Source organism: Nocardia sp. NPDC003999 (assembly GCF_053604885.1).
In genome coordinates this window covers 351,860-373,563 of the sequence record NZ_JBSGIB010000005.1, presented here as the reverse complement: position 1 = coordinate 373,563, position 21,704 = coordinate 351,860, and the positions used below count along the sequence as shown (strand labels likewise).

The following is a 21,704-nucleotide window of genomic DNA, read 5'->3' as shown; positions in this document are numbered from 1 at the left end:
AATGCTCTCGGAGAGTAGGGACGGCAGCGCTGGGTCACGAGGTAATGCTTTCCGTAGATCGGAAAGCTTGACATATCGAGCTCTCTGTACTGCCCGGACTTAATGCGACTGTGAATGTGGATCGGACCCCGCCATCGCCGATCGGTCCACGCTGCTCACACGAGAGTTTTCCAAATAACGGAAAGAGCAAACTCTCTGGTCCGCATGCTTGTGTTACCGTCACAGTCGTGGAACCCTCCGGCGTGCAGACCGTCACCCGCGCCCTCTCCGTGCTGGACTGCTTCCGTGACGGCCGGGAGCGCGGCGTCTCGGAGGTCGCGCGGCAACAGGGTCTGGCGGTCAGCACCACGCACCGGCTGCTGACCACGCTGGTGCAGGCGGGTTTTCTGGAGAAGAACGCCGAATCCAGTCGATACCGCATGGGCGGCGCGCTGGCCGAGTGGGGGCAGATCGCCTACCGCCAGCACCGGATCTACCTCGCCGAACCGTATCTGGAGCAGCTCGCGGGCACCACCGGGGCAAGCTGCTCGGTCGCCACCCGCCACGGCATCCACGCCGTGCTGCTCGGCACCAGCCGGTGGCGGGAGACCGACGGGCACAAACTGCAGGGCGTGCGGCTGCCCCTGCACGCCAGTGCGCTCGGCAAGGCCCTGCTCGCCTGGTCCGAGGCCACCGACGAGCAGTTACGCGAACTCCCCTACGACGAGGGCACCGAGCGCTCGGTATCCGGCCCCGGTGAACTGCGCGCCGAGCTGGTCACCACGCGGGAGCGCGGATACGCCTACAACGACGAGGAACTCGATCCGGGCTTCCGCACCATCGGCCTGCCCATCCTCGATCCGGCGGGCCGCTGCCGGTTCGCACTCGGTCTGCGCGGCCCCACGACACTGATGATTCCCGAACGGGTGCCGTTCTTCGTCGAACTCGCGAAGGTCACCGCCCAGGAGATCGCGGCCAGATTCGCCGCCGCCGACTGACTCTCCGGAAACGGACCAATCGGCCGAATTACCGCTCATTGTGGATGCGTCACCCTATTCTTGACGCGTAATTCGTAGCGCGAGGTCGCCTTTGGAGGCGACAGGGGTGCGGCGCCGGTCCTGCGTCGCCGGGAAAGGAGTCGCCATGCCGGACGGTCACGCGCAAGTGCGCGCCGGATCGTCGACCAAGCTCGACACGAGCCTCCCCCATGAGGCACGGGTGTACGACTACTGGCTCGGGGGCAAGGACAACTACCCCGCCGACCGCGCCCTCGGCGACACGGTCGCCATGCACATCCCCGGTATCCGCGACATGGCCCGCGCCAACCGCGCGTTCCTCGGCCGGGCGGTGCGCCATCTGGCCTGCGAGGCGGGCATCGATCAGTTCCTCGACATCGGCCCCGGTCTCCCCACCGCGGGCAACACGCACGAGGTGGCCCAACACACCGATCCGGCCGCGCGGGTGGTCTATGTCGACAACGATCCGCTCGTGCTCGCTCACGCCAGAGCACTGATGGCGAGCACGCCGCAGGGCAGGATCGCCTTCCTGGACGCGGATCTGCGCGATCCGAGCGCCATCCTGGACGCACCCGCCTTGGCCGATACCTTCGACCAGGACCGGCCCATCGCGATCCTGCTGGTCGCGGTCATGATGTTCTTCCGCGACAGCGACGACCCGTACGGTGTCGTCGGCCGACTGCTGGACGCGGCCCCGTCCGGCAGCTATCTGGTGCTCACCCACTTCACCGGCGATTTCGACCCGCGCCCGATGGCGCGCGCGGCGGCAGCCGCTCAGCAGGCCGGCATCGCGTTCCAGCCGCGCAGCCACGCGGAGACCGAATCCTTCTTCGCCGGAACGGAACTCGTCGAGCCGGGAATCGTTCCGGTGGACGCGTGGCGCCCGGACACGGATGTCGCCCCGGCCGCGACGCGGTCCGCCTGGTACCTGGCCGGCGTCGGACGCAAACCCTGAGCGGCGTTTGAGCCGCCGCCGTTCGGCAATCACGTCGGAGGAACCGGCGGCCAGGGACGGCGAGGTGGTGAACATGGTCGAAGACGTCGAGAAACGCTGGCGCGATCCGCGCGGGTTCCGGCGCGCCGCGACCTACGTCGCTTCGGTGCTCGCCACCGCCGCGCTGGTCTTCCTGCTGGCCGTGCTGTGGGCCGCGCAGCGCGAGTGCGCGGACGCGGACAACCTGCTGTGCGATACCGCCGCGCAGGTCGCTGTGGTGCTCGGGCCGTCGGTGGTGCTGCTGATCGGCGGCATCGGCGCCTTCGTCGAAACCTACGTGCAGTGGCGCCGCGGCCGGACCTGGCCCATCTGGCAGGGCGCGGGTTGGTTCCTGTTCGTGCTGATGGTGGTCTACCTCGGAATCGGCGGCGGCGCGGTGGCGAGCTGATCAGTCGGCGACCCGCACCACCAGCTTGCCGAAGTTGCGGCCCTCGAGCATGCCGATGAACGCCTCGGGTGCGGCGGCCAAGCCGGACACGACGTCCTCGCGGTACCGCACGCGTCCGTCGGCGACCCACTCGCCCATCTCGCGCAAGAATTCCGGATACAGCTCACGGACGAATTCGCTCTGGATGAACCCGCGCACCGTGAGGCTCTTGGTCAGGATCCGGCTGTAGTAGGCGGGCAGCCGGTCCGGGCCCTCCGGGGCGCCGGCGACGTTGTAGTTTGCGATCAGCCCGCAGACGGGCACACGCGCGTAGGTGTTCAGCAGCGGGTACACCGCGTCCGCCACCGCGCCGCCGACGTTCTCGAAATAGACATCGATGCCGTCGGGGACCGCCGCCGCGAGCTGCTCGGCGAAATCGGGAGCGCGGTGGTCGAGTGCGACATCGAATCCGAGTTCGTTCAGATATGCGACCTTGCGCGGGCCGCCCGCGATCCCCACCGTGCGGGCGCCGTCGATCTTGGCGATCTGGCCGACGGCCGAGCCCACCGGTCCGGTGGCCGCGGCGACCACGAGCGTCTCGCCCGGCTGGGGTCTGCCGATCTTGCGCAGTCCGGCGTAGGCGGTGAAGCCGGGCATGCCGAGCACGCCGAGGGCGGTCGAGACCGGAACCCTGCCGGGGTCGAGCTTGCGCAGTCCGCGCGCCGGGACGACGTCATGGGACTGCCACCCCGAATAGGCCAAGACCACATCGCCTTTCGTCAGCGACGGGTCGCGGGATTCGACCACTTCGGCCACGGTCGCGCCGACCATCACCGCGCCGATCTCGACCGGATCGGCGTAGGACTTCGCCGAACTCATCCGGCCCCGCATGTACGGATCGAGCGACAGGTACAGGGTGCGCAGCAGAACTTCGCCTTCGCCCGGAGCGGGGAGTTCCGCGGTCTCGGTCCGGAAATTCTGCGCGGTGGGCGCACCCACCGGCCGGGAAGCAAGCACGATTCGCGTCGACTCGACCATGCGCCCACCCTAGCCTCGAGCGCGGGCGCCACCCGCCGATGTCGGTTCGTGTCCGACGACCACCGCCGCAGCGATTCCGACCGGAGGAAGAAGCCGCCGTTCGCCTCCAATGTCCGGCTCCAGATCCAGCGCGCTCGAGCGCGGTCATGCCCGCTACGCCCGCGACCACGCCGATATCGGCCACGACACCGCGTTCGGCCGGGCTACGGTCCCGACCCGCTGGTCGATGCGCTGCCCTCCCGCGAGTCCGACCGATCCGGAATGTAGCGCGGACCACACTGCTCGCCGACTCGCATCAGCCGGTCCGCGACATACGGTCGGCCCACGTCATCCGTGCCCGCCTGCGGCCCGCACCGGAGGCGGTCGCCGAAACTCGCTACGCGGCAGCCGAATCGATGTGAGCGTCCGGGATATCGACTCGAGCGAGCGGAACATTGGCTCGGACGCGAGGTGTTCGTAGCGTCGGAAGCATGACCTTGGAAATCGGCATCATCCTGCCCACCTCGACGCCGGACCCCGCGAAACCCATCCTCGGCGACGTGCGAGCCGCCGCTCGCCTGGCCGAAGCGAGCGGCCTCGACTCGGTATGGTCCACCGATCATCTCGTGGCCAGCGCGCCGATCCTGGACAGCACCGTGGTGCTGGCCACCACCGCCGCCGCGACCGATCGCATCCGCATCGGGTACGGCGTGATGCTGCTGGCCTTGCGGCCGGTCGCCTGGGCCGCGAAGCAGATCGCCACGCTGCAGTACGTCTCCGGTGACCGGCTGATCCTCGGTGTCGGCACCGGCAACCCGGCGCACGGGGATGTCGGGTGGCGTGCCGCGGGCGCGTCCTTCGCCGAGCGCGGCCGCCGCACGGACGAGGCGTTGAGTCTGCTGCCCGATCTGGTCGCCGGGCGGCCGGTCGTCCTTCCGGACGGCACCGAGGTCGCCTTGGCGCCAGGTGCGACCATGCCGCCGGTGCTCGTCGCGGGCGACGCCGAACGGGCGCGGCGGCGCGCCGCCGCCTATGCCGAAGGCTGGGTCGCCATCGGACTCGAGCCGAGCGAGATCGGCGCGCACGTAGCCGAATTGTCCGCACTCGCTGCGGAATACGGCCGTCCGCCGCTCACTGTGACGGTCGTCGCGCCCCCGCTGGCCACCGATCCCGGTCAGGCCGCCGAGCAACTGTCCGCCTACGCGGAGGCGGGCGCGGCGCGCGTCGTCCTCGCCCTTCCCGGCCCGGAGTGGCAGGCCGGCTACGAGTTCGCCGCGAAGATCAAGGAGCAGTTGTGAGCGCGGCCTTCACCCGATGCACAACAGTCCCAGCCCGAGGACGAGCAGCACCGCCGCGATCACCGAATCCAGCACGCGCCACGCGCGCGGACGGGCGAACAACGGGCCGAGCAGGCGCGCGCCGAAGCCCAGTGCGGTGAACCACAGCACGCTGGCCAGCATCGCCCCCGCGCCGAGGAACCAGCGATCCGGGCTCGCGTACGTGCTGGCGAGGGAGCCGAGCAGCACCACGGTGTCAAGGTAGACGTGCGGGTTGAGCCAGGTCAGCGCGAGGGAGGTGACCACCGTCGCGCCGAGCGCCGCGGTGGTCCGCCCGGATTCGGCGCTCAGCGCGGCGGAGCCGAACGCCCGCCGTGCCGCCAGCACCGCATAGCCGATCAGGAACGCCGCCCCGGCGTAACGCGCCACCACGAGCACCTCCGGGGCCGACTGCACGACCACGCCGAACCCGCCGACCCCGGCCGCGATCAGCACGATGTCGGACACCGCGCACACCGTCACCACCGCGAGTACGTGCCTGCCACTGATCCCTTGCCGCAGCACGAACGCATTCTGCGCACCGATCGCCACGATCAACGACAGGCCGAAGCCCAAACCGGACACGGCCGCCACCACCGCCGAGGAAACGCTCACGTCCAGCGACGCTAAGGCCGCGGATCATACCCAGACAAGCTAAAGATTCTTATCTATCATTACGCTTCCTTAATATGGATCTCCAGCTCGACCAGCTCCGCGCACTCGACGCCGTGATCACCGAAGGGACCTTCGACGCCGCGGCCCGACGGCTGAGTGTCACGCCGTCGGCGATCAGTCAGCGGATCAAGGCGCTGGAGGACGCCGCGGGCCGGATTCTCGTGCAGCGCACGAAGCCGGTGCGCGCCACCGAATCGGGGCTGGCCGTCCTGCGCTTGGCCAGGCAGATCCAGTTGTTGACGGGCGATACCGCACGCGAACTCGGCGGCGAACCCTCCGACGGTCCGATCCGGGTGCCCATCGCGGTCAACGCCGATTCCCTGGAGACCTGGGTGCTGCCCGCGCTGGCCCGCGCACCGCGCGGCGTGTGCTTCGAGATCCATCGCGAGGACGAGGAACACACCACGCGTCTGCTGCGCGACGGCACCGTGATGGCGGCGATCACCTCGACCGCCCAGCCGGTGCAGGGCTGCAAGGTCGATCGACTCGGAGCGATTCGCTACCGGCCGATGGCGAGCCCGGAATTCGCCGCCAACTGGTTCGCCGACGGTGCGACGGCGAAGTCCTACGCCGCGGCTCCGGTCGTGCTGTTCGACCGCAAAGACGACCTGCAGGATCGCCTGCTGCGCAGGCGCGGTCGCAAACCGCTGAATCCGCCACGCCACTATGTGCCGTCGTCCACCGGATTCGCCGAGGCGGTCCGGCTCGGGCTCGGCTGGGGGATGCTCCCCGATCTGCAGACCCGCGACGGCCGAGCCGACGGCCGCTTGGTCTCGATCGATCCCGGCGTCGTCATCGATGTCCCGCTGTACTGGCAGCAGTGGCGTCTGGACTCCCCCGCCCTCGGTGCGGTCGCCGCGACCATCGCCGCCGAGGCGGCGAACGTCCTCCGCTGAAATCGGACTTACCCCTTGCCCGGCAACATGTTCCGTTCATGACACCGCCGAGGCAGGGTGCGAGCACCCTGCCCCGGCGGCACCGTATCCGAGAAGGCGCGACCGTGGGCACGGTAGCACCGCCAGTTTGTTCGGAGCCCAGGATGAGTTGGATGGCCGCCGTCCACCGCACCGCACGACACCAGGGCATTCGAGTACCTCGTATCGCTCCGCATCGCGACCCGGCGAGGTAACTTGATCTCCGCACGCCGACCGAAAGCTTCAGCTCCATCCCGCACCCACCCGAGATGCACAGGAGTTCACTTTGGCACGGCACCGTCGCCCGAACCACTCGCGCACCCGCGGCGCGCTCGCCATCGTCGCCGCGCTCGGCATTCTGCTCGCAGGCATCCTCCCCGATGCGGCGGCGCGCCCGATCGGCCCCTACGACGTGGGCGGGGCGATCGAAGCGGAGTACGACGAGGCCGGTGGGCCCGCGTTTTTCGGCGACCCCGTCACACCCGAGGACTCCGCCGCGCGCGGCGGCCGCTACCAAGCGTTCGAGCGCGGCTCGTCCATCTACTGGCACCCCGACACCGGCGCCCGTCAGGTCGGTGGCGCCATCCGCGACAAATGGGGCAATCTCGGTTACGAGGGCGGAGCGCTCGGCTACCCCGTGGCGCGGGAGGTGGCGACACCATCGAAGCCGGGAAGCTACAGCGTCTTTCAGAACGGGTCGATCTATTGGTCGCTCGGCACCGCCGCGCATCAGATCGGCGGCGTGATCCGCGACAAGTGGGGTTCCTTCGGCTGGGAGAGCAGCCCGCTCGGGTTCCCCATCACCGACGAATCCCCCGCCCGCGCGGGCAACGGCCGCTACAACCTGTTCGGCGGCGGCGCCATCTATTACGCCCCGCGCACCGGCGCCCATGTCGTCTGGGGATCCATCCGCGAGAACTGGGAGGCCGCGGGGGGCGAAGCCGGGCGTTACGGCTACCCCACCAGCGACGAGTACGACTTCGAGAACGGGAAAGCCCAGGACTTCGAGGGCGGCCGCCTCACATGGACGCCCTGATCGATCGCCCCGGAACGCGCGGCGCACATCAACCGATCGGCCTGCTGAGGAGTTGAACATGCTTGCTGGACGACTGTTCCCGCGTGCCGCCGACGGGCATCGGTTCCGCCTGGAGGACGTCCCGGTGCCGACCCCGGGCCGGGGTCAGGTACTGATCGAGGTGGCGGCCGCCGGTGTCTGCCTGTCGGATGTCCACCTCATCGAGGGCGTGCTGTCGCCGATGTACCTGGCCGGCGACGCGGTCACCCTCGGGCACGAGGTCGCGGGTACGGTGCACACCCTCGGGCCCGAGGTGCAGGGTCCCCAGCCGGGCGACCGGGTATTGTTGCAGGCGGGCGAGATCCGGGACGGCAAAACCTACACCCGCGGTGTGGACTACGACGGCGGCTGGGCGGAATACGCGCTGGCCACCGCGGACACCCTGGTGCCGATTCCCGACGACCTACCGTTCGAGCAGGCCTGTTTCATCCCCGACGCGGTATCGACGCCGTGGGCCGCCATCACCCGTACCGGTCAGGTGCGGGCCGCGGAGTCGGCCGGCGTGTGGGGCGTGGGCGGGCTCGGCGCGCACGGGGTGCAGTTGCTCCGGCTGATCGGCGCCGCGCCGATCATCGCGGTCGATCCCTTGCCCGCCGCCCGGCAGCGCGCGCTCGAATTCGGGGCGGACCTCGCACTCGATCCGTCCGACCCGGAACTGGCGAAAAAGGTGTACGCCGCCACCGCGGGAGCGGGACTCGATGCCGCGTTCGACTTCGCCGGCTTCGCGCCCGTGCGCGAACAAGCCGTCGGATGTCTCGCCGACGAGGGACGCTTGGTGCTGGTCGGGCTCACCGACAAGCCGATCACGATCACCAACGGCACCATCTTCAGTTTTCGGCAACAACAGCTGCGCGGGCATTACGGCTCCGAGCCCGACCATGTGCTCGAACTCGTGCGCCTGCGCCGCGCGCATCGGCTCGATTTCGCCAAGTCGGTGAGTGCCGTGCTCCCCCTGTCCGAAGCGGACAAAGCGGTACACGCGTTGGAAAGCAAGGAGGGCAATCCGATCCGGATCGTGCTGACGCCGTGAACTATCGGCAATCCGGACATCGGAGCGGTTCGCGACGGCTCCGCCGGCGACCCCAACTCGCGTTGGGGTCGCCGTGGCCGAACCAGCCAGTGCCCGAGCCGATCCTCAGACCCCGACCTCGACAGGGATACTGCCACACCACGGCGGCCGCGTCGCATCGGTGATCGTCCATCGGTACGTACATGCGCGCGTGCATGTGCATTGGCGCCACCGGTCTCGAAAACCGCGAAAATCGAGGTGAACGCAGGCTGATCGATAACGAATCAGTATCGGATGCAATGCGCCGATATCGAACTGTTACCTTCCGCCGATCGCATTTCACCGAGTTCTCGCCGACGACAACGGATTTCACGTCACGCAACGAGGATTCGATTCGGAGCCTTTACTCTCCGCCGCTCCGCGCCGACCGACCGGTTTCCGAACGCACGACGCCGTCCCGCCATCGACAGCACGCCGCGGCGACTCCTCGGTCGCCCGCGACCCTTTTGGCAAACTTCCCGCGCCGAGCCGGGCGCACACACGTGGAGCACGGATACCGCACTCGGAAACGACGATCGAGTCAGTCCTATTCGCCGGATTGCGGCTCGGTGAGCAGCTCGCGCAGGAAGCGCACGCTCTCGGCCGGGGAAAGCGCCTCCACGCTGATCCGGTTCATGACCGACATGTACAGCTCGACATCGCGCTGTTTGTCGAAATACAGGGAACTGGTGAGCTGCTCGGTGTAGACGATGTCGGGCAGCTCGGGCTCGGGAAACCGGAGGATGCTGAACGGGCCGCCCGCGGCGGAGTGCCCACCCGCCGCATACGGCAGCACCTGGATCCGGATGCTGGGACGGTCGGCCATCGCGACCAGATGCTCGATCTGCTCGCGCAGCACCTCCACTCCGCCGACCGGCCTGCGCAGCGCGTTCTCGTCGATGACAGCCCATAGCGTGGGAGCGGCGGCACGGTAGAGGATCTGCTGGCGGCGCATGCGGATGGCGACGCGGCGTTCGGTCTCGTCGGTATTGCCCAGCTGGATCACCGCCCGTGCGTAATCGGCGGTCTGCAACAGCCCGGGGACGAACTGCGCCTCGTAGGTGCGGATCGTGGTGGCGGCCTGTTCGAGGCCGATGTAGGTCTCGAACCACGCCGGGAGCAGATCGCTGTAGTGCTGCCACCACCCCGGGTCGTTGGCCCGCCGAGCCAGTTCGAAGTACGTTTCGCGTTCAGCGGGCTCGACAACTCCGTAGAGGTTCAGCAGGTCGTGCAGATCGCGTTCCTTGAACCCGGTCCGGCCCAGCTCCAGCCTGCTGATCTTGGCATGCGATCCACGGATCGCGTCGCCCGCCGCCTCCCTGCTGATTCCGCAGCCGTCGCGCAGCTGACGCAACCGGCTGCCGAGCGCGATCCGCAGTACCGTCGGACCACGTTCTGCCGCAGGGAATTCGGCGTTGTCACCACTGTCCTCGTCGTTGGTCATGCATGCCTCCGGCCGATCGGGGGTTAGACCGCGCGGCGTAGTGCCTCCACCATCACAGCTGTCGGAACGTCGGCTGACGATCCTACTCGGCCGCACGCAAACGCCGGCCCGGACGCGAGCGCGCGCCGCGAATCGGATACGCACGAATGGATTCGCAAGAGCGCCAACGCAATATCCGGGCCGGATTCCCCGGCGCGCCGAGACGGCTGTGCGTAGAGTCGCCCCCGACGGTGGCCACGCGGAGGAGGAGCGCCATGACGTCGGCAGAGGGATCGACCCGACTAGCGGGTGTGGACCCGGAGATACCCAGTATCGCGCGGGTGTACGACTATGCCCTCGGCGGGACGGACTGGTTCGAGTCCGACCGGCAGGTGTACCAGCGCTTGAAGAAGGCGGTGCCGCACCAGGACGACGTCGGCGCCGCGAATCGGCGCTGGCTCGAGCGGGTGGTCCGGTACGTCACGCGGTCGGCGGGCGTCGACCAGGTTCTCGATCTGGGCAGTGGGCTGCCCACGCAGAAGAACACCCACGAGGTCGCCCAGGAACTCGGCGCCGAGGTCGCGGTGGTCTACGTGGACAACGACCCGATCTGCGCCGCGCGCGGGCGCAAGCTGCTGGAAGCCAACGAACGCACGCACTTTCTCGACCTGGACCTGACCCGGCCGGACGACGTGCTCGACGACCCCGCGGTCAACGGCTACCTCGATCTGACCCGACCGGTGCTGCTGATGCAGTGCGGCACCTTGCACCACGTCGACGACGATCGGGACCCCGCGGGCATCATGCGGCGGTATATCGATCGCCTCGCCCCTGGTTCCTATGTGATGATCAGCCACTTCTTCGATCCGGCCGCCGAGAGCGAACAACTGCACGCGCTGGCCAGACTGGCCGAACGAGCACTGCACGACGGGGGCCTCGGCACCGGACGCTGGCGCACCCGCGCGGAGATCCAGGCTTTCTTCGACGGATTGGAGATGGTTCCACCGGGATTGGTGGAGTTGCACGAATGGTGGCCCGGCGGCCCAGCGCTGCGCACGCCGTGGCCGGATGAACGTCTCATGCTCGGCGGCGTCGGCCGCAAAACCTGAACCCGTCCCCCCACCACGGAGCCCGACATGACATCGAACGACGTGCGGATCACCGATCAGGACATCCAGGACAAGCTGACCGGTGTCCTCGGCCTCACCAGCATCGACCTCGCCACGTCGAAAGCGGGCGTGAACTGGTGCTCGAACGCGTTCTTCGCCGAACTGAACGGCGATCCGTTCCGCTTGACGCTCGTGCTCGAGTCGGGCGGACGGACGTTGGACTGCTTGCGCGCCAATCCCAGCATCGGAGTCAAGGTCGTCCCCGCCGGATTCCTCAACCCGTTCGCACAAGGCCTCGGCACGGCCGTGGTCCGCACCGGTGCGAGCGAACGGGAGGAGACGTTCCGGACGCTGTTACGGAAGGAGCCACAGATCGAACCGTTCTTGTCCACGCCCATCGAGGCGGTGGAGGTGCACATCGACTGGTGGCGCGTGACGCATGTCCAGGGCGGGTGGCTGCCCGGACGAGTGCTGTACCGGCCCGGCGCGTCCTGAGTCATCGCCCGCAACCGATGAATACCGACCGGTTCCCATGCTCGGTCGCGCTCGGCAAGACCACCATGGGTTCACGAAAGCAGCACTGGCCGAATGCATCCGCACGGATTGCTCCCCGATTCGGCGGTCCCTAGGCTGGTGAGCCAGGCGACGGAAACTAGAGAGAGGTCTCCATGTCCGATCCCGCTCCCCAGACCGGTGTCCGCGCGCCGGTAGGCGTGGACACGACTCGCGCGAGCATCGCCCGCGTCTACGACGCCACCCTCGGTGGCAAGGACAACTACGAAGTAGACCGCTACGTACGCGACCGAGTCGCCGAAGTCGCACCGCGGCAGAGCGACGTGGCCCGCATGAATCGCCGCTGGCTGCACCGCGTCGTGCGCTATCTGGCCGGGACCGTCGGCATCGGCCAATTCCTCGACATCGGCGCCGGTCTGCCCACCGTCGGCAATACACACGAGATCGCGCAACAGCAGAACCCCGCGGCGCGCGTGGTGTACGTCGACAACGATCCGGTGTGCAACATCCACGGCCGCGTACTGCTCGAGCGCAACGAGTTCACCCATTTCGTGCCCGCGGATCTGACCGCCCCGCAAACCCTGCTGGCGAACTCCGAGGTGACCCAGCACCTCGACCTCACCCGACCGCTGGCGCTGATCCTGTGCGGCATCCTGCACCACGTCGACGACGATCTCGATCCGGCGGGGATCATGCGTCAGTACATCGATGCGCTGCCCGCCGGCTCCTACGTTGCGATCACGCATTTCTACGATCCCGCCGACGGCGGCGAGGCGCACGAGATGGCCATCGAGCTGCAACGGCGTTTCACCGAAATGGGCCTGGGCTCCGGGTGGTACCGCACCCGGGAGCAGATCGCCTCGTACTTCGGCGATCTGGAACTGATCGAGCCCGGTCTGGTCGAACTCGACGACTGGTGGCCGATGGGGCCCGCGCTGCGGCCGCGGCTGACGGAGGAACGTCTGCTGCTCGGCGGCGTCGGCTACAAGTCCGGATCGTCGAACGGCGTCGTGACCCCCCTGCGCCGCCGGGCGACCGAGGACGACCTATCGGATCCCCCCGAACGAATCGGCTGAAAGGTAACTGCCGCGATGATATACGACGACCTGAGCGGACCGGATCTACGCGAAGACCGGTGGCGCTTCCTCGAAGTCCCCCTCGGACCGGACCAGACGTGGCGCTACGCCGACCCGGCGGCCCGCACCGAGGTCGGCGAGGGCGCGGTATCGGTCCGGATCGACGCCTTCACCCGATCCCACGCCGAGGTCCAGATTCTGGACAACCCGAAGCATCTGCTGGTGTCGACCGAAACGTTCGATCTCACCGGCGGACCGCGGACCTTCGCGGTCGAGCTGGCGGCGGAGAACATCGGCGTCACCGGCGAGGACTACCGGGACGGCTTCGCCGCGTTCAACGTCCTCGACATGAGCAGCGCCCAGGTCTTCGACCTCATCGCGACGAGCAGGCACGCGTACGCCATTCACGAGCGGCTGTTCGTGCCGGGAGTCGTCCCCGCGGAGGAGGCGTTCACCCACGTCGTGCACGCTCCCTTGGCAGGGGTCGACATCAAACCCGGCGAGTTCCACCGCTACAGCGTCACCATCGACCGTGCCGCGGGCACCGCAGGCTGGTACGTCGACGACATCCCGGTGTACACCACGCGCGCGCCGCAGTTGCCGGAGACGGTGCAGATCGGTTTCGGCATCATCACCCTGCATCCGATCGAAGACGGGCGCAGCACGTCGCTGCGCGGGCAGGGACTGCACGCGTCGTGGCGCGACTTCACCGTGGCGTGACCGGATCCCAACCTTCGCGCGGAGTTCCCCGAAAACGAATGGCGCCCAGCCACACTCGGCTGGGCGCCAGGGTTGCCACCGCCTGCGGGGCGGCCGCTGCCGCCGATCAGACGCTCTCCTTGCGCGGCCATTCGACATTGCGCGGGCGGGCGTACTCGTCCGCCAGGGCGTCCTCCTCGTTCATGTCGTACTCGTAGTCGTATTCGTCCGACTCCGCACGGCGGCGCGGATCCCACACCATCGCCACGGCCGACACGGCCAACAAGGTCACGACAATGGCCGCGATGACTACATAGAGCACGTCTTCCACCCTCCTGAAGTAGACCGAACAGCACGCAGCCGTGCCGGATAAGCAACGCGCACAGCTTGTTTCACGCCGCTGGCATAGTAAGCCCGGCTGCCGGAAACCGGACATTCCGACGGCGGTTACCGACCGGTCGCCCCCGGATGCGGGCCGGTCGGCAACTCCTGCCGAATCCGCGGAAACGCCTCCGCGAATCTTCAGCGTCGCTTAGGCTCGTCACCGTCCCGGTGGCTCCGGGACATCCGGCGCGGCACCGCACGCCCAAGCGTGCCGCGATCGCTGGTGGTAGCGGTGGGGTTCACCCGAATAGATGAACCTCGCCGTCCCCCATTTTCTATGAAATCCGAAGGACATTCAGTGGGAATCACCCGCATTGGGCATCCTTCGAGCTACCGTCTTCGGTCATGGACGACATCGAACTGCAGCCACCGACCGTCGCCTCCGCCAAGCAGACCGGCCTGGTCCTGGACATCGCCGCGCTCGACATCCACAACCCGCTCGCCCGGCCGGGCGAGATCACCTATCCCTATGTTCGCTGCACCGACCACCGGGTTCTGCGGCTACCCGAGCCGTTGCACCGGTGGGCCACCGAAACTATCGCCCTCAACCACACCAAGCACGCCACCGGCGCGCTGCCCCTGTTCCCCGGACAGGTCGAGTTCGGCATCCTCGACGGCACCATGTACGCCGAAGTCCTCTGACCAGCCTCGAGCCCGGCAGACCCGGCCGGGCTCTTCCGGGTCACGGGGATTCGCCGTAGCAGCCAGGCGGATTCGGCACCTCCGCTCGATCACTACCGCGCGCTCCCCCATCACGCGATGAAGGCGCGGATACGTTCCCTGCCGCTCGCGCACAGATGGCGATCCGCCCGCGTCGTGGCGACCTCGCGCCGGCTCACGTCGACGCGGGCGCCATGCGACGCTGTTGTCCCTGTTCGGTCCGGTCGGCAGCAGTTGCCGGTACCGCACCCGACCAGCAAGCCCGGCCCGAGCGAATGGGGCTGCGTGACAAGAAAATGCCTGGTGGCCGCCCATTTCGGGTACGCGTGTGGCGCGGGTTGCGGGCGCACGACACACTGGAGCCCGTGAATCGCATGTCAACCCGACACCGCCGCGGATCGGACGGCCTGCCGTGACCGATCTCGCCCGCGGTGAGAACCGCCCCGCGCCCGGCGACCGGCTGGCGGTGACCGTCACCTGCTCGGCTCCCGTCGACGTATCGGCGCTGCTGCTGAACTCGGCGGGGCGCGTGCGCTCCGATGCCGATTTCGTGTTCTTCAATCAACCGGTCGCCCCTGGCGTCACCTACCGGCACGGCCAGGGCGCGGGCGACGTGGTGGACATCCAGACCGGCGCGCTGCCCAGCGACGTGGACCGCGTCGTGGTCACCGCGAGCCTCGACGGCAGCGGGCCACCGACTTTCGCCGCCGCGGGCTCGCTGCGCGCGACCATCGCGTCTTCGTCGAGCACACTCGCCTTTCCGATGACGGGCTTGAGCACCGAGACCGCCGTGGTGTGCGTGGAGATCTACCGCCGCGGCGGCGGATGGAAAGTGCGTGCGGTCGGCCAGGGGTACGACAACGGTTTGGCTGGTATCGCAACGGCTTTCGGTGTGAACATCGATGATGAACCGGCCCAGCCGACCTCGTCACCCGCTCCCGCACCGGCATACCGACCTGCGCCGCCCCCGGCACAACAACCTGCGCCACCTCCCGCGTACCAGCCCGCGCCCCCGCCCGCCTATCCACCGCAACCGGCCTATTCCGCGCCGGCCGCCGCGGTGCCGCCACCACCGATGCCCTCACCTCAGCAAGGAGCGCTGCCGATGCAGAGCGAACTGTTCGCCCCCAGCCACGCCGAAGTCACCGGCGCGGGCATCCAGAAGCAGGGCGGCAAGATGATCAAGGTGGCCGTCAACGGCGAGGTCATGGCTCGGGCCGGATCGATGGTCGCCTACCAGGGCGATCTGCAGTTCCAGGCGCTCGGCGCGGGCGGGATCGGCCGGGCGATCCAGCAGCGGTTGACCGGTGAGGGCGTTCCGCTGATGAAGGTGTCCGGGCGCGGCGACCTGTTCGTCGCCAACGGCGCCGCCGACGTGCACACCATTGATTTGGACGGCACCGACGGCCTCACCATCAACGGCGCCAATGTGCTCGCCTTCGATTCCGGCCTGCGCTACGACATCCGGATGGTGCAGGGCGCCGCCGGATTCGCGAGCAACGCCGGGTTGTTCAACTGCGTCTTCACCGGCCGCGGCCGCATCGCCATCACCACGCACGGTACGCCCGTGGTGCTCAACGTCGACCAGCCGACCTACGCCGATCCGCAGGCGGCGGTGGCGTGGTCGTCGAGCCTGCAGACCGGCATCAAACGCAATGATTCGTTCGGGCTGGGCAGGCTGATGGGCCGCAGCACCGGCGAGGGGATGACGCTGTCGTTCTCCGGACGCGGCTTCGTCATCGTGCAGCCGTCGGAGCTGCCGCCGGGCGGTTTCGTCGGAGGCACCGGCGGCGGGCAGGAGGCCGGCCAGAGCGGCGGTGTGCTGGGCGGCCTGTTCGGCTGACCCGCGAGTTCGGCGTTCAAGCCTGGAGCGATACGAGTTCCACGACGGTGATGTCCGACGGTGCGCCGACCCGCACCGGCGGGCCCCACGCCCCGGCCCCTCTCGTGACGTACAGCTGGGTGTCGCCGTACCGTTCCAGCCCGGCGACGGTCGGATTCGCCAGGCCCGCAAGGTAATTGCCCGGCCAGAGCTGGCCGCCGTGGGTGTGGCCGGACAGCTGCAGGTCGACGCCGTGCGCCACCGCGTCCTCGATCAGCACGGGCTGGTGCGCCAGCAGCACGGCGGTGCGCGTGCGGTCGCGGTCGCCGAGCGCCTTGCCGAAGTCCGGGCCCTGTCCGGTTCGCTCGCCCTGCACGTCGTTCACGCCCGCCAGGTCGAAGCCGGGCAGTTCGGTACGGGCGTTCGCGAGCAGGTGCATGCCGAGTTCCTGAACATGCTCCACCCACTGCTCGGCGCCGGAGAAGTACTCGTGGTTCCCGGTCACGAAGAACGCACCGTGGCGGGCACGCAGTCCGGCCAGCGGCTCGACGGCCGAGCGGAGGTGTTCGACGCTGCCGTCCACCAGGTCGCCGACGACCGCGATGAGGTCGGGCCGGGTGTCGTTGACGGTGCGCACCACGCGTTCGGCGAAGCCGCGTCCCAGGGTCGGGCCGAGATGCACGTCGCTCACCACCGCGATGCGGAACCCGTCCGCTCGGCGCGGCAACTTCGCCAGCGGCACGGCGACCCGCTTCACACTGGGTCCGTCCAGCACGTCATGGGCGCCGATGCCGACCGTGGTCGCGGCCGCCGCGACGGCGGCGCCACCCATCACCCGCGCGACGAAGACACGGCGCGGCACCCGGGTCAGCGGGGACTCGGCCGGAGCGGTCGTGCCCCGCGGGGACTCCGGAGCGGAGACGGTTCTCGCCGAGGTGGAACCGCTTTCCGCTGAAGACTCCAGCTCAGACCCGGCCCTCGCCAGCGACTCCGGCCCAGCCCCAGCTCCAACCGACGAATCCAGCCCAGCCCCAGCTCCAACCGACGAATCCAGCCCAGCCCCAGCTCCAACCGACGAATCCAGCCCAGCCCCAGCTCCAACCGACGAATCCGGCGCTGACCCAGCTCCCGCTGACGGCTTCAGCCCAGACTTGGGCCCCGCCAACGACTCCGGGCCCGCTGGGGCCTCCGCCCCAGACCCCGCCCCCGCCGACGACTCGGGCCCGAGCCTCGCTCCCGCTGAGAGCTCCAGCTCAGACCCGGCCCTCGCCAGCGACTCCGGCCTCGCCGACGACTCGGGCCCCAGCCCGGCTCCCGCTGGGAACTCCAGCTCAGACCTGGCCCCCGCCAACGACTCCTGCACGGCTCCCGCCGAGGAACCCGGTCCCAACCCGGCTCCCGCCACGGACTCCGACGCGAACCCGGTTTCCGCATGTGTCTTCGGTTCGCGTGGCACCCGGCCTCGATCAGACCAGCGCAGCGCCAAAGCTCGAATCGGCTCGCCGGCCACCAGCGCGAGCAGCAGGTATATGAACAACGCGCCCCACAGGTAGCCGGGCCAGGCGATGATCCGGATCAACGCGAACGGAGCGGACGCCAACTCCGCCACCGTCGTGCCCAACAGCAGCAAGGGTCCTGCCAAAACAACGGCGGTGCCGACGCGACGCGTGCGGGAACCCGCTGTGGTCGTGTCCCGCACGAGTCGCCGCCATATATACCAGTGCGCGCCGACCACCGTGAGCACGACGACTCCCACGAGAACGAGCACGGCGACACCGACCAGAACACTCTTCACGACCACGGCGGCACTCTCTGTGAACATTCGGCTTGCGCGGCATCAACTTACGTCACAGCGCGGGCCACGCAGGGCCGGCGACTTCCCGGTGCCGGTTATCTCGTTCGTTCCAGCACGCCGCGCAGAAATGCCGCTTGACCCGCATGCTGCAGATCGTCCGAGATCACGCTGACCAGCCGCACACCCAGGGTCACCGGCGGATCCCATCGGGTGTCCACGACGCGGTCCAGATCGCCGTCCACCAGTCCCCGGACGAAGCGCAGCGTCTGTTCGTGCACCGCGTCGTAATACCCCGTGAGCAACTCGGCGGGCGCTCGGACCGCCGCCACGTCGGCGGGCTGGTCGCCGTAGCCGGTCGCGCCCTTGTCGATGGGTAGCCCGAAGCGGTCGTACCAGCCATGGGCGGTCCAGACCTGCTCGATACCGGCCACATCCGCGATGTGGTCGTCCTGCACACGAGTCAGATGCCAGATCAACCACGCGATCGAGTTGGCGCCGGCATCGATCCGGTGAGCGAGGATGTCCTCCCCCAGTCCGTCGACCGCTTCGTGCACCACCTCCCTGATCCGCTCGTAAGCGTCGGTCAGCACGTCGGCACTGGTCGCCATCAATCGACTCCTCTCGAGTGTCCGCTGACCCGACGGTACCCAGCGTGACCGCCCGGCACGAGCGCCGACATACGTGCCGCGAATTTTCGCACGACCGAACCACATTGAACGTACCGTTATTCAACGGTACGATGCGTGGTGGTGAGATTGGGTCGATGACCTTCCGAATCGGTCACCGACCGGACGATGACGTACCGAAGTGAGGAAGTACCGATGATTCACGACGTCGAGACCGGACGCGCCCGGCGAGCGGTTGTCCGCGTGGCGATGGTCGCCGCGCTCGCACTGACCCCCGTTGCCGCGGCCGCCGTGCCCGCGGTCGCCGCACCCGCTGTGGCGCAGCCGACCGTTACACAGACGGCCCAGGCCGACGAGATCCACGGCGGCTGGCACCGCCACGGCGGGTGGGGCCACGGCGGCTACGGCGGCTGGGGTGGCTACGGCGGATGGGGCGGCTACGGCGGCTACTGGGGTAGCCCGTTCGGCTACTGGGGCAGCCCGTTCGGCGTCTGGCCCGGCATCGCCTGGCTGCTGCCCGGCTCCGGTAGCGCGTTCTGAGACCAACGATCCGCACAGTCGGCCAGGTGATCCCGGCTCCGCGCGGCATCGCGCGTGCGGAACCGGAATCATCTGCCGCCGGGGGCGAGACGATCGCCGATCCCACTTCGCTGCCGGCACCCCTACGCTCGAGGCATCAGCGATGGCCCGTGGGATGAGCGCCGCCGCGACGACCGCGACCACGCACTACCGGCGCCGCGGCCACCGCTCACCTGAGTGCAGTGGGGGCATTGACGCAGCATCCCCGCAGCGCCCAGCTGTCGCTATTGACTGAATCACTCTCGGAACCAGGACTTTTTGCTGAAATCGCCCCACGCGCTTGACCAATTTTGCTGCGCCGCAGGCCAATAGCACATATTCGGCAATCGGCAGCATCGTATCGACGAAACCACCAGTGTCCCCGCATAATTCATGCGCGCATTCGTCGCGAGCGCGGCACGGATTTTTCCACGGAATTCGCAGAACGATTGCTTCGGGAATCCACTGCGGCCAGAATGGTGGGGCCGAGAACCGGCATCTTGGGGATTCGTCGGCACTCGTGGCCGACACGACTAAGTGGGGAAATACGATGAGAGTCAATAGATTCGCCGCAACCGCCCTACTCGCGGTCGGGGCCACCGGAATTGCGACGGGCGTCGCGCACGCCCAGCCCGCGACGCCCGCGCAGGTCAGTGTGCACGGTGTCGAGCAGGGCCTCGGTTTCACCTCGGCTCCAGCCGCCGACGGCACAGGGGTGGTCACCACCCTCGACGCGGGCACCTTCGCGTTGACGGCCGACGCCGCGGCGGTCGAGCTGCGTAGCGAAACGGGACAGGTCGTCGCGACGCTGCCGCTGGCGTTCCAGGCCTCCGGCGCGACCCACGGGCTGGCCCCCGCGATCACCGACGCGGGCCGCACCCTCACGGTGACGCCGGTGGGTTCGCCCGCCACCACCGAGCGCCTCAACCAGTTCGTCGGTGAGGACGAGACGCTCGCCCGCAAGCAGTACAACGCCGGGATCGGCGCCCTCATCGGCGCGGGGATCGGCGCCGTGCTCGGCTTCTTCCTCGGCGGGGTCGGCGCGCTGGTCACCATCCCGATCGGCGCGGGCATCGGTGCGCTGATCGGTTTCTCCACGCCGTAGTCGGCCGGTTCGGTGTGCGGCCGCCGCAGGGCGACCGCACACCGATCGCCGGTCGAACCGCCGGGATTCCCTGGCGCGTGCGCTCGCGCGCCACTCGCCGAGGGGGACGCGGCGATCCGACCGTCGATGGTTGCCGTCCAGCCCCGTGGACCGCGAGCCAAAACCAAATGCCCGGCCGTGCGCTGGGGCATGATGGGATGGCACGAAGACGATCGGAGCGAGACACAGGATCCGCGAGATGGCACAGCGCAGTTCCCTCTCGCAGCGGCGCGCTGCACTGGAACAAGAGTGGTCCCGATGGATACCGGCCGGGACACCGCAGGGTGATTCCGCGCTGCGCAGCGAGGTGGCGCAATCATGGCTGCGGTCGCTGCGCACCGTCGATCCGTCCTGCGAGCACGCGCCAGTCGCCGACGCCGACGTGACCGCGCGCTGGGCCGCGTCTTCTTTGCGCACACCGGTATCCGAGTTGACCGATCAGTTGCGCGACATCACCGAGGGCGCGGGCTACGTCGCGGCGATCACCGACGAGACCGGAACCATCCTCTGGTCGCACGGTGGTCCGGTGATGCGCCGCCGCGCCGAACAGGTGAACTTCGCGCCGGGCGGTCGCTGGGACGAGGCGCACATGGGCACGAACGCGCTCTCGCTGGCGTTGCGCACCGAACAGCCGCACACGGTGTTCTCCGCCGAGCACCTGGTCGCCGCACTGCACGGCTGGGTCTGCTACTGCGCACCCATCCGTGGCGCGGACGGTCGCCAGCTCGGCGTACTCGACCTGTCCACCACCTGGGACCGCGCCCACCCGCTGGCCATGTCCACCGCCCGCACCCTGGTCACCGCCATCGAGACCAAGCTGCACCACCGGATGGCCGCGCCCGGAGTCCGACTGACCTGCCTCGGCGCGGCCCGCTTGATCCGGGACGGCGCACCCGTCCGGCTACGCCCGAGGCACCTGGAGCTACTGACGCTGTTGGCGCTCGAGCCCGAGGGCTTCACCCACGAACGCCTGCACTTCGCGGTGTACGGCGACCGGCCGGTCGGCACGAGCACGCTCAAATCGGAGATGTCCTATCTGCGTCGCGCCACCGGCGGAGACATCACCAGCCGGGTCTATCGTCTGGTGAGCCCCCTGTCCTGTGACGCCGTGGACGTGCTCGCGGCGCTCGAAGCGGGCGACACCGCGACGGCGGTCGAGTTGTATCGCGGCCCCTTGCTGCCGGATTCGGACACGCCGGGCATCGTGCAGTGGCGCGAGTACCTGGAAGTCGGTGTGCGCACCGCGGTGCTGTCCAGCGGAAACGTCGAGCACGCGCTGCGCTACGGGGAGCGCGCACCGCACGACATCGAGATCCACGAACACGCGTTGCGCTTGCTTCTCCGGGGCGACGGGCGCCGGGCGCTCGCGGTCGCCCGTTTGCACGGCGCGCTGCGCGACTGAGCTCGCGCGCCTCAACGTTTCGTCAACCCTCGCGGGGCATAGTGACCCGCATCACGGCCGACCCGCCGTGTGCATCACGTCCGCAACCAGCG

General features: G+C 68.8%; 22 protein-coding genes. 16 read left to right on the top strand and 6 right to left on the bottom strand.

Features of this window, described 5'->3' with window-relative positions; translation table 11 throughout:
* The first annotated feature begins 227 nt into the window (after positions 1-227).
* The 3 genes from ACWESM_RS14655 (at position 228) to ACWESM_RS14645 (ending at position 2,377) form a co-directional block, all read left to right on the top strand.
* Entirely contained in the window at positions 228-977 is a 750-nt protein-coding gene (locus ACWESM_RS14655; protein WP_355080493.1) for an IclR family transcriptional regulator, read from the top strand.
* Positions 978-1,122: 145 nt separating this feature from the next.
* A complete protein-coding gene (locus ACWESM_RS14650) occupies positions 1,123-1,950 on the top strand; it encodes an SAM-dependent methyltransferase (RefSeq protein WP_364433425.1) in 828 nt (275 codons plus the stop codon).
* A gap of 73 nt (positions 1,951-2,023) precedes the next feature.
* The gene (locus ACWESM_RS14645) at positions 2,024-2,377 is read left to right on the top strand and encodes a hypothetical protein (protein ID WP_355080497.1); all 354 of its coding nucleotides are present in this window, start codon (positions 2,024-2,026) and stop codon (positions 2,375-2,377) included.
* On the opposite strand, the gene ACWESM_RS14640 is transcribed toward ACWESM_RS14645, so the two are convergent.
* Positions 2,378-3,394 carry an NADP-dependent oxidoreductase gene (locus tag ACWESM_RS14640; RefSeq protein WP_364433429.1) on the bottom strand — a complete coding sequence of 339 codons (1,017 nt, stop codon included), beginning with the start codon at positions 3,392-3,394 and terminating at the stop codon, positions 2,378-2,380.
* A 470-nt stretch (positions 3,395-3,864) separates the two neighbouring features.
* On the opposite strand from ACWESM_RS14640, the gene ACWESM_RS14635 reads away from it, so the two are divergent.
* The gene (locus ACWESM_RS14635; protein WP_452492129.1) at positions 3,865-4,671 is read left to right on the top strand and encodes an LLM class flavin-dependent oxidoreductase; all 807 of its coding nucleotides are present in this window, start codon (positions 3,865-3,867) and stop codon (positions 4,669-4,671) included.
* Between the two features lie 9 nt (positions 4,672-4,680).
* On the opposite strand, the gene ACWESM_RS14630 is transcribed toward ACWESM_RS14635, so the two are convergent.
* Positions 4,681-5,304: a LysE/ArgO family amino acid transporter gene (locus tag ACWESM_RS14630; RefSeq protein WP_364433433.1), complete on the bottom strand. Its 624-nt coding sequence runs from the start codon at positions 5,302-5,304 to the stop codon at positions 4,681-4,683.
* A gap of 74 nt (positions 5,305-5,378) precedes the next feature.
* Here ACWESM_RS14630 and ACWESM_RS14625 point away from each other — a divergent pair, with 74 nt between their 5' ends.
* The 3 genes from ACWESM_RS14625 (at position 5,379) to ACWESM_RS14615 (ending at position 8,383) form a co-directional block, all read left to right on the top strand.
* The gene (locus ACWESM_RS14625; protein WP_397279807.1) at positions 5,379-6,260 is read left to right on the top strand and encodes a LysR family transcriptional regulator ArgP; all 882 of its coding nucleotides are present in this window, start codon (positions 5,379-5,381) and stop codon (positions 6,258-6,260) included.
* Between the two features lie 304 nt (positions 6,261-6,564).
* The gene (locus ACWESM_RS14620) at positions 6,565-7,314 is read left to right on the top strand and encodes an LGFP repeat-containing protein (protein WP_355080507.1); all 750 of its coding nucleotides are present in this window, start codon (positions 6,565-6,567) and stop codon (positions 7,312-7,314) included.
* A gap of 58 nt (positions 7,315-7,372) precedes the next feature.
* Complete coding sequence (locus tag ACWESM_RS14615; protein ID WP_355080509.1) at positions 7,373-8,383, top strand: zinc-binding dehydrogenase; 1,011 nt, start codon at positions 7,373-7,375, stop codon at positions 8,381-8,383.
* A gap of 565 nt (positions 8,384-8,948) precedes the next feature.
* Here ACWESM_RS14615 and ACWESM_RS14610 read toward each other — a convergent pair.
* A complete protein-coding gene (locus ACWESM_RS14610; RefSeq protein WP_452492126.1) occupies positions 8,949-9,845 on the bottom strand; it encodes a helix-turn-helix domain-containing protein in 897 nt (298 codons plus the stop codon).
* Positions 9,846-10,099: 254 nt separating this feature from the next.
* Here ACWESM_RS14610 and ACWESM_RS14605 point away from each other — a divergent pair, with 254 nt between their 5' ends.
* The 4 genes from ACWESM_RS14605 (at position 10,100) to ACWESM_RS14590 (ending at position 13,242) form a co-directional block, all read left to right on the top strand.
* Positions 10,100-10,933 carry an SAM-dependent methyltransferase gene (locus ACWESM_RS14605; RefSeq protein ID WP_355080513.1) on the top strand — a complete coding sequence of 278 codons (834 nt, stop codon included), beginning with the start codon at positions 10,100-10,102 and terminating at the stop codon, positions 10,931-10,933.
* A 27-nt stretch (positions 10,934-10,960) separates the two neighbouring features.
* The gene (locus tag ACWESM_RS14600) at positions 10,961-11,428 is read left to right on the top strand and encodes a hypothetical protein (RefSeq protein WP_397279812.1); all 468 of its coding nucleotides are present in this window, start codon (positions 10,961-10,963) and stop codon (positions 11,426-11,428) included.
* Positions 11,429-11,601: 173 nt separating this feature from the next.
* Complete coding sequence (locus tag ACWESM_RS14595) at positions 11,602-12,522, top strand: SAM-dependent methyltransferase (RefSeq protein WP_356965310.1); 921 nt, start codon at positions 11,602-11,604, stop codon at positions 12,520-12,522.
* 15 nt (positions 12,523-12,537) lie between these two features.
* Positions 12,538-13,242, top strand: coding sequence for a DUF6081 family protein (locus ACWESM_RS14590; protein WP_412806371.1), 705 nt, complete (start codon positions 12,538-12,540; stop codon positions 13,240-13,242).
* A 106-nt stretch (positions 13,243-13,348) separates the two neighbouring features.
* On the opposite strand, the gene ACWESM_RS14585 is transcribed toward ACWESM_RS14590, so the two are convergent.
* Positions 13,349-13,543, bottom strand: coding sequence for a hypothetical protein (locus ACWESM_RS14585; RefSeq protein WP_356965312.1), 195 nt, complete (start codon positions 13,541-13,543; stop codon positions 13,349-13,351).
* A gap of 407 nt (positions 13,544-13,950) precedes the next feature.
* On the opposite strand from ACWESM_RS14585, the gene ACWESM_RS14580 reads away from it, so the two are divergent.
* Positions 13,951-14,247, top strand: a complete 297-nt coding sequence (locus ACWESM_RS14580) for a hypothetical protein (protein WP_355076333.1) — start codon at positions 13,951-13,953, stop codon at positions 14,245-14,247.
* A 430-nt stretch (positions 14,248-14,677) separates the two neighbouring features.
* The gene (locus ACWESM_RS14575; RefSeq protein ID WP_355076335.1) at positions 14,678-16,108 is read left to right on the top strand and encodes an AIM24 family protein; all 1,431 of its coding nucleotides are present in this window, start codon (positions 14,678-14,680) and stop codon (positions 16,106-16,108) included.
* Positions 16,109-16,124: 16 nt separating this feature from the next.
* Here ACWESM_RS14575 and ACWESM_RS14570 read toward each other — a convergent pair whose 3' ends face one another.
* Both ACWESM_RS14570 and ACWESM_RS14565 read right to left on the bottom strand, forming a co-directional pair.
* Complete coding sequence (locus tag ACWESM_RS14570) at positions 16,125-16,949, bottom strand: metallophosphoesterase (protein WP_397279818.1); 825 nt, start codon at positions 16,947-16,949, stop codon at positions 16,125-16,127.
* A 1,028-nt stretch (positions 16,950-17,977) separates the two neighbouring features.
* Entirely contained in the window at positions 17,978-18,490 is a 513-nt protein-coding gene (locus tag ACWESM_RS14565) for a mycothiol transferase (RefSeq protein ID WP_355076339.1), read from the bottom strand.
* Positions 18,491-18,703: 213 nt separating this feature from the next.
* On the opposite strand from ACWESM_RS14565, the gene ACWESM_RS14560 reads away from it, so the two are divergent.
* From ACWESM_RS14560 to ACWESM_RS14550, 3 genes are all read left to right on the top strand, one after another.
* Positions 18,704-19,048 (top strand): hypothetical protein, encoded by a 345-nt coding sequence (locus ACWESM_RS14560; RefSeq protein WP_364433454.1) that lies wholly within the window; start codon positions 18,704-18,706, stop codon positions 19,046-19,048.
* 568 nt (positions 19,049-19,616) lie between these two features.
* Positions 19,617-20,171, top strand: a complete 555-nt coding sequence (locus tag ACWESM_RS14555) for a hypothetical protein (protein ID WP_364433457.1) — start codon at positions 19,617-19,619, stop codon at positions 20,169-20,171.
* A 238-nt stretch (positions 20,172-20,409) separates the two neighbouring features.
* On the top strand, positions 20,410-21,612 hold the full coding sequence (locus tag ACWESM_RS14550) for a transcriptional regulator (RefSeq protein WP_452492122.1): 1,203 nt from the start codon (positions 20,410-20,412) through the stop codon (positions 21,610-21,612).
* The last annotated feature ends 92 nt before the right edge of the window (positions 21,613-21,704 follow it).

Excerpts from the sequence above, each read along its gene's own strand:
- ACWESM_RS14555 (WP_364433457.1), top strand. The coding sequence starts at position 19,617 with ATGAGAGTCAATAGATTCGCCGCAACCGCCCTACTCGCGGTCGGGGCC.
- ACWESM_RS14560 (WP_364433454.1), top strand. The coding sequence starts at position 18,704 with ATGATTCACGACGTCGAGACCGGACGCGCCCGGCGAGCGGTTGTCCGC.
- ACWESM_RS14605 (WP_355080513.1), top strand. The coding sequence starts at position 10,100 with ATGACGTCGGCAGAGGGATCGACCCGACTAGCGGGTGTGGACCCGGAG.
- ACWESM_RS14640 (WP_364433429.1), bottom strand. The coding sequence starts at position 3,394 with ATGGTCGAGTCGACGCGAATCGTGCTTGCTTCCCGGCCGGTGGGTGCG.
- ACWESM_RS14550 (WP_452492122.1), top strand. The coding sequence starts at position 20,410 with ATGGCACAGCGCAGTTCCCTCTCGCAGCGGCGCGCTGCACTGGAACAA.
- ACWESM_RS14595 (WP_356965310.1), top strand. The coding sequence starts at position 11,602 with ATGTCCGATCCCGCTCCCCAGACCGGTGTCCGCGCGCCGGTAGGCGTG.
- ACWESM_RS14565 (WP_355076339.1), bottom strand. The coding sequence starts at position 18,490 with ATGGCGACCAGTGCCGACGTGCTGACCGACGCTTACGAGCGGATCAGG.
- ACWESM_RS14600 (WP_397279812.1), top strand. The coding sequence starts at position 10,961 with ATGACATCGAACGACGTGCGGATCACCGATCAGGACATCCAGGACAAG.
- ACWESM_RS14645 (WP_355080497.1), top strand. The coding sequence starts at position 2,024 with ATGGTCGAAGACGTCGAGAAACGCTGGCGCGATCCGCGCGGGTTCCGG.
- ACWESM_RS14580 (WP_355076333.1), top strand. The coding sequence starts at position 13,951 with ATGGACGACATCGAACTGCAGCCACCGACCGTCGCCTCCGCCAAGCAG.
- ACWESM_RS14635 (WP_452492129.1), top strand. The coding sequence starts at position 3,865 with ATGACCTTGGAAATCGGCATCATCCTGCCCACCTCGACGCCGGACCCC.
- ACWESM_RS14615 (WP_355080509.1), top strand. The coding sequence starts at position 7,373 with ATGCTTGCTGGACGACTGTTCCCGCGTGCCGCCGACGGGCATCGGTTC.
- ACWESM_RS14590 (WP_412806371.1), top strand. The coding sequence starts at position 12,538 with ATGATATACGACGACCTGAGCGGACCGGATCTACGCGAAGACCGGTGG.
- ACWESM_RS14650 (WP_364433425.1), top strand. The coding sequence starts at position 1,123 with ATGCCGGACGGTCACGCGCAAGTGCGCGCCGGATCGTCGACCAAGCTC.
- ACWESM_RS14610 (WP_452492126.1), bottom strand. The coding sequence starts at position 9,845 with ATGACCAACGACGAGGACAGTGGTGACAACGCCGAATTCCCTGCGGCA.
- ACWESM_RS14625 (WP_397279807.1), top strand. The coding sequence starts at position 5,379 with ATGGATCTCCAGCTCGACCAGCTCCGCGCACTCGACGCCGTGATCACC.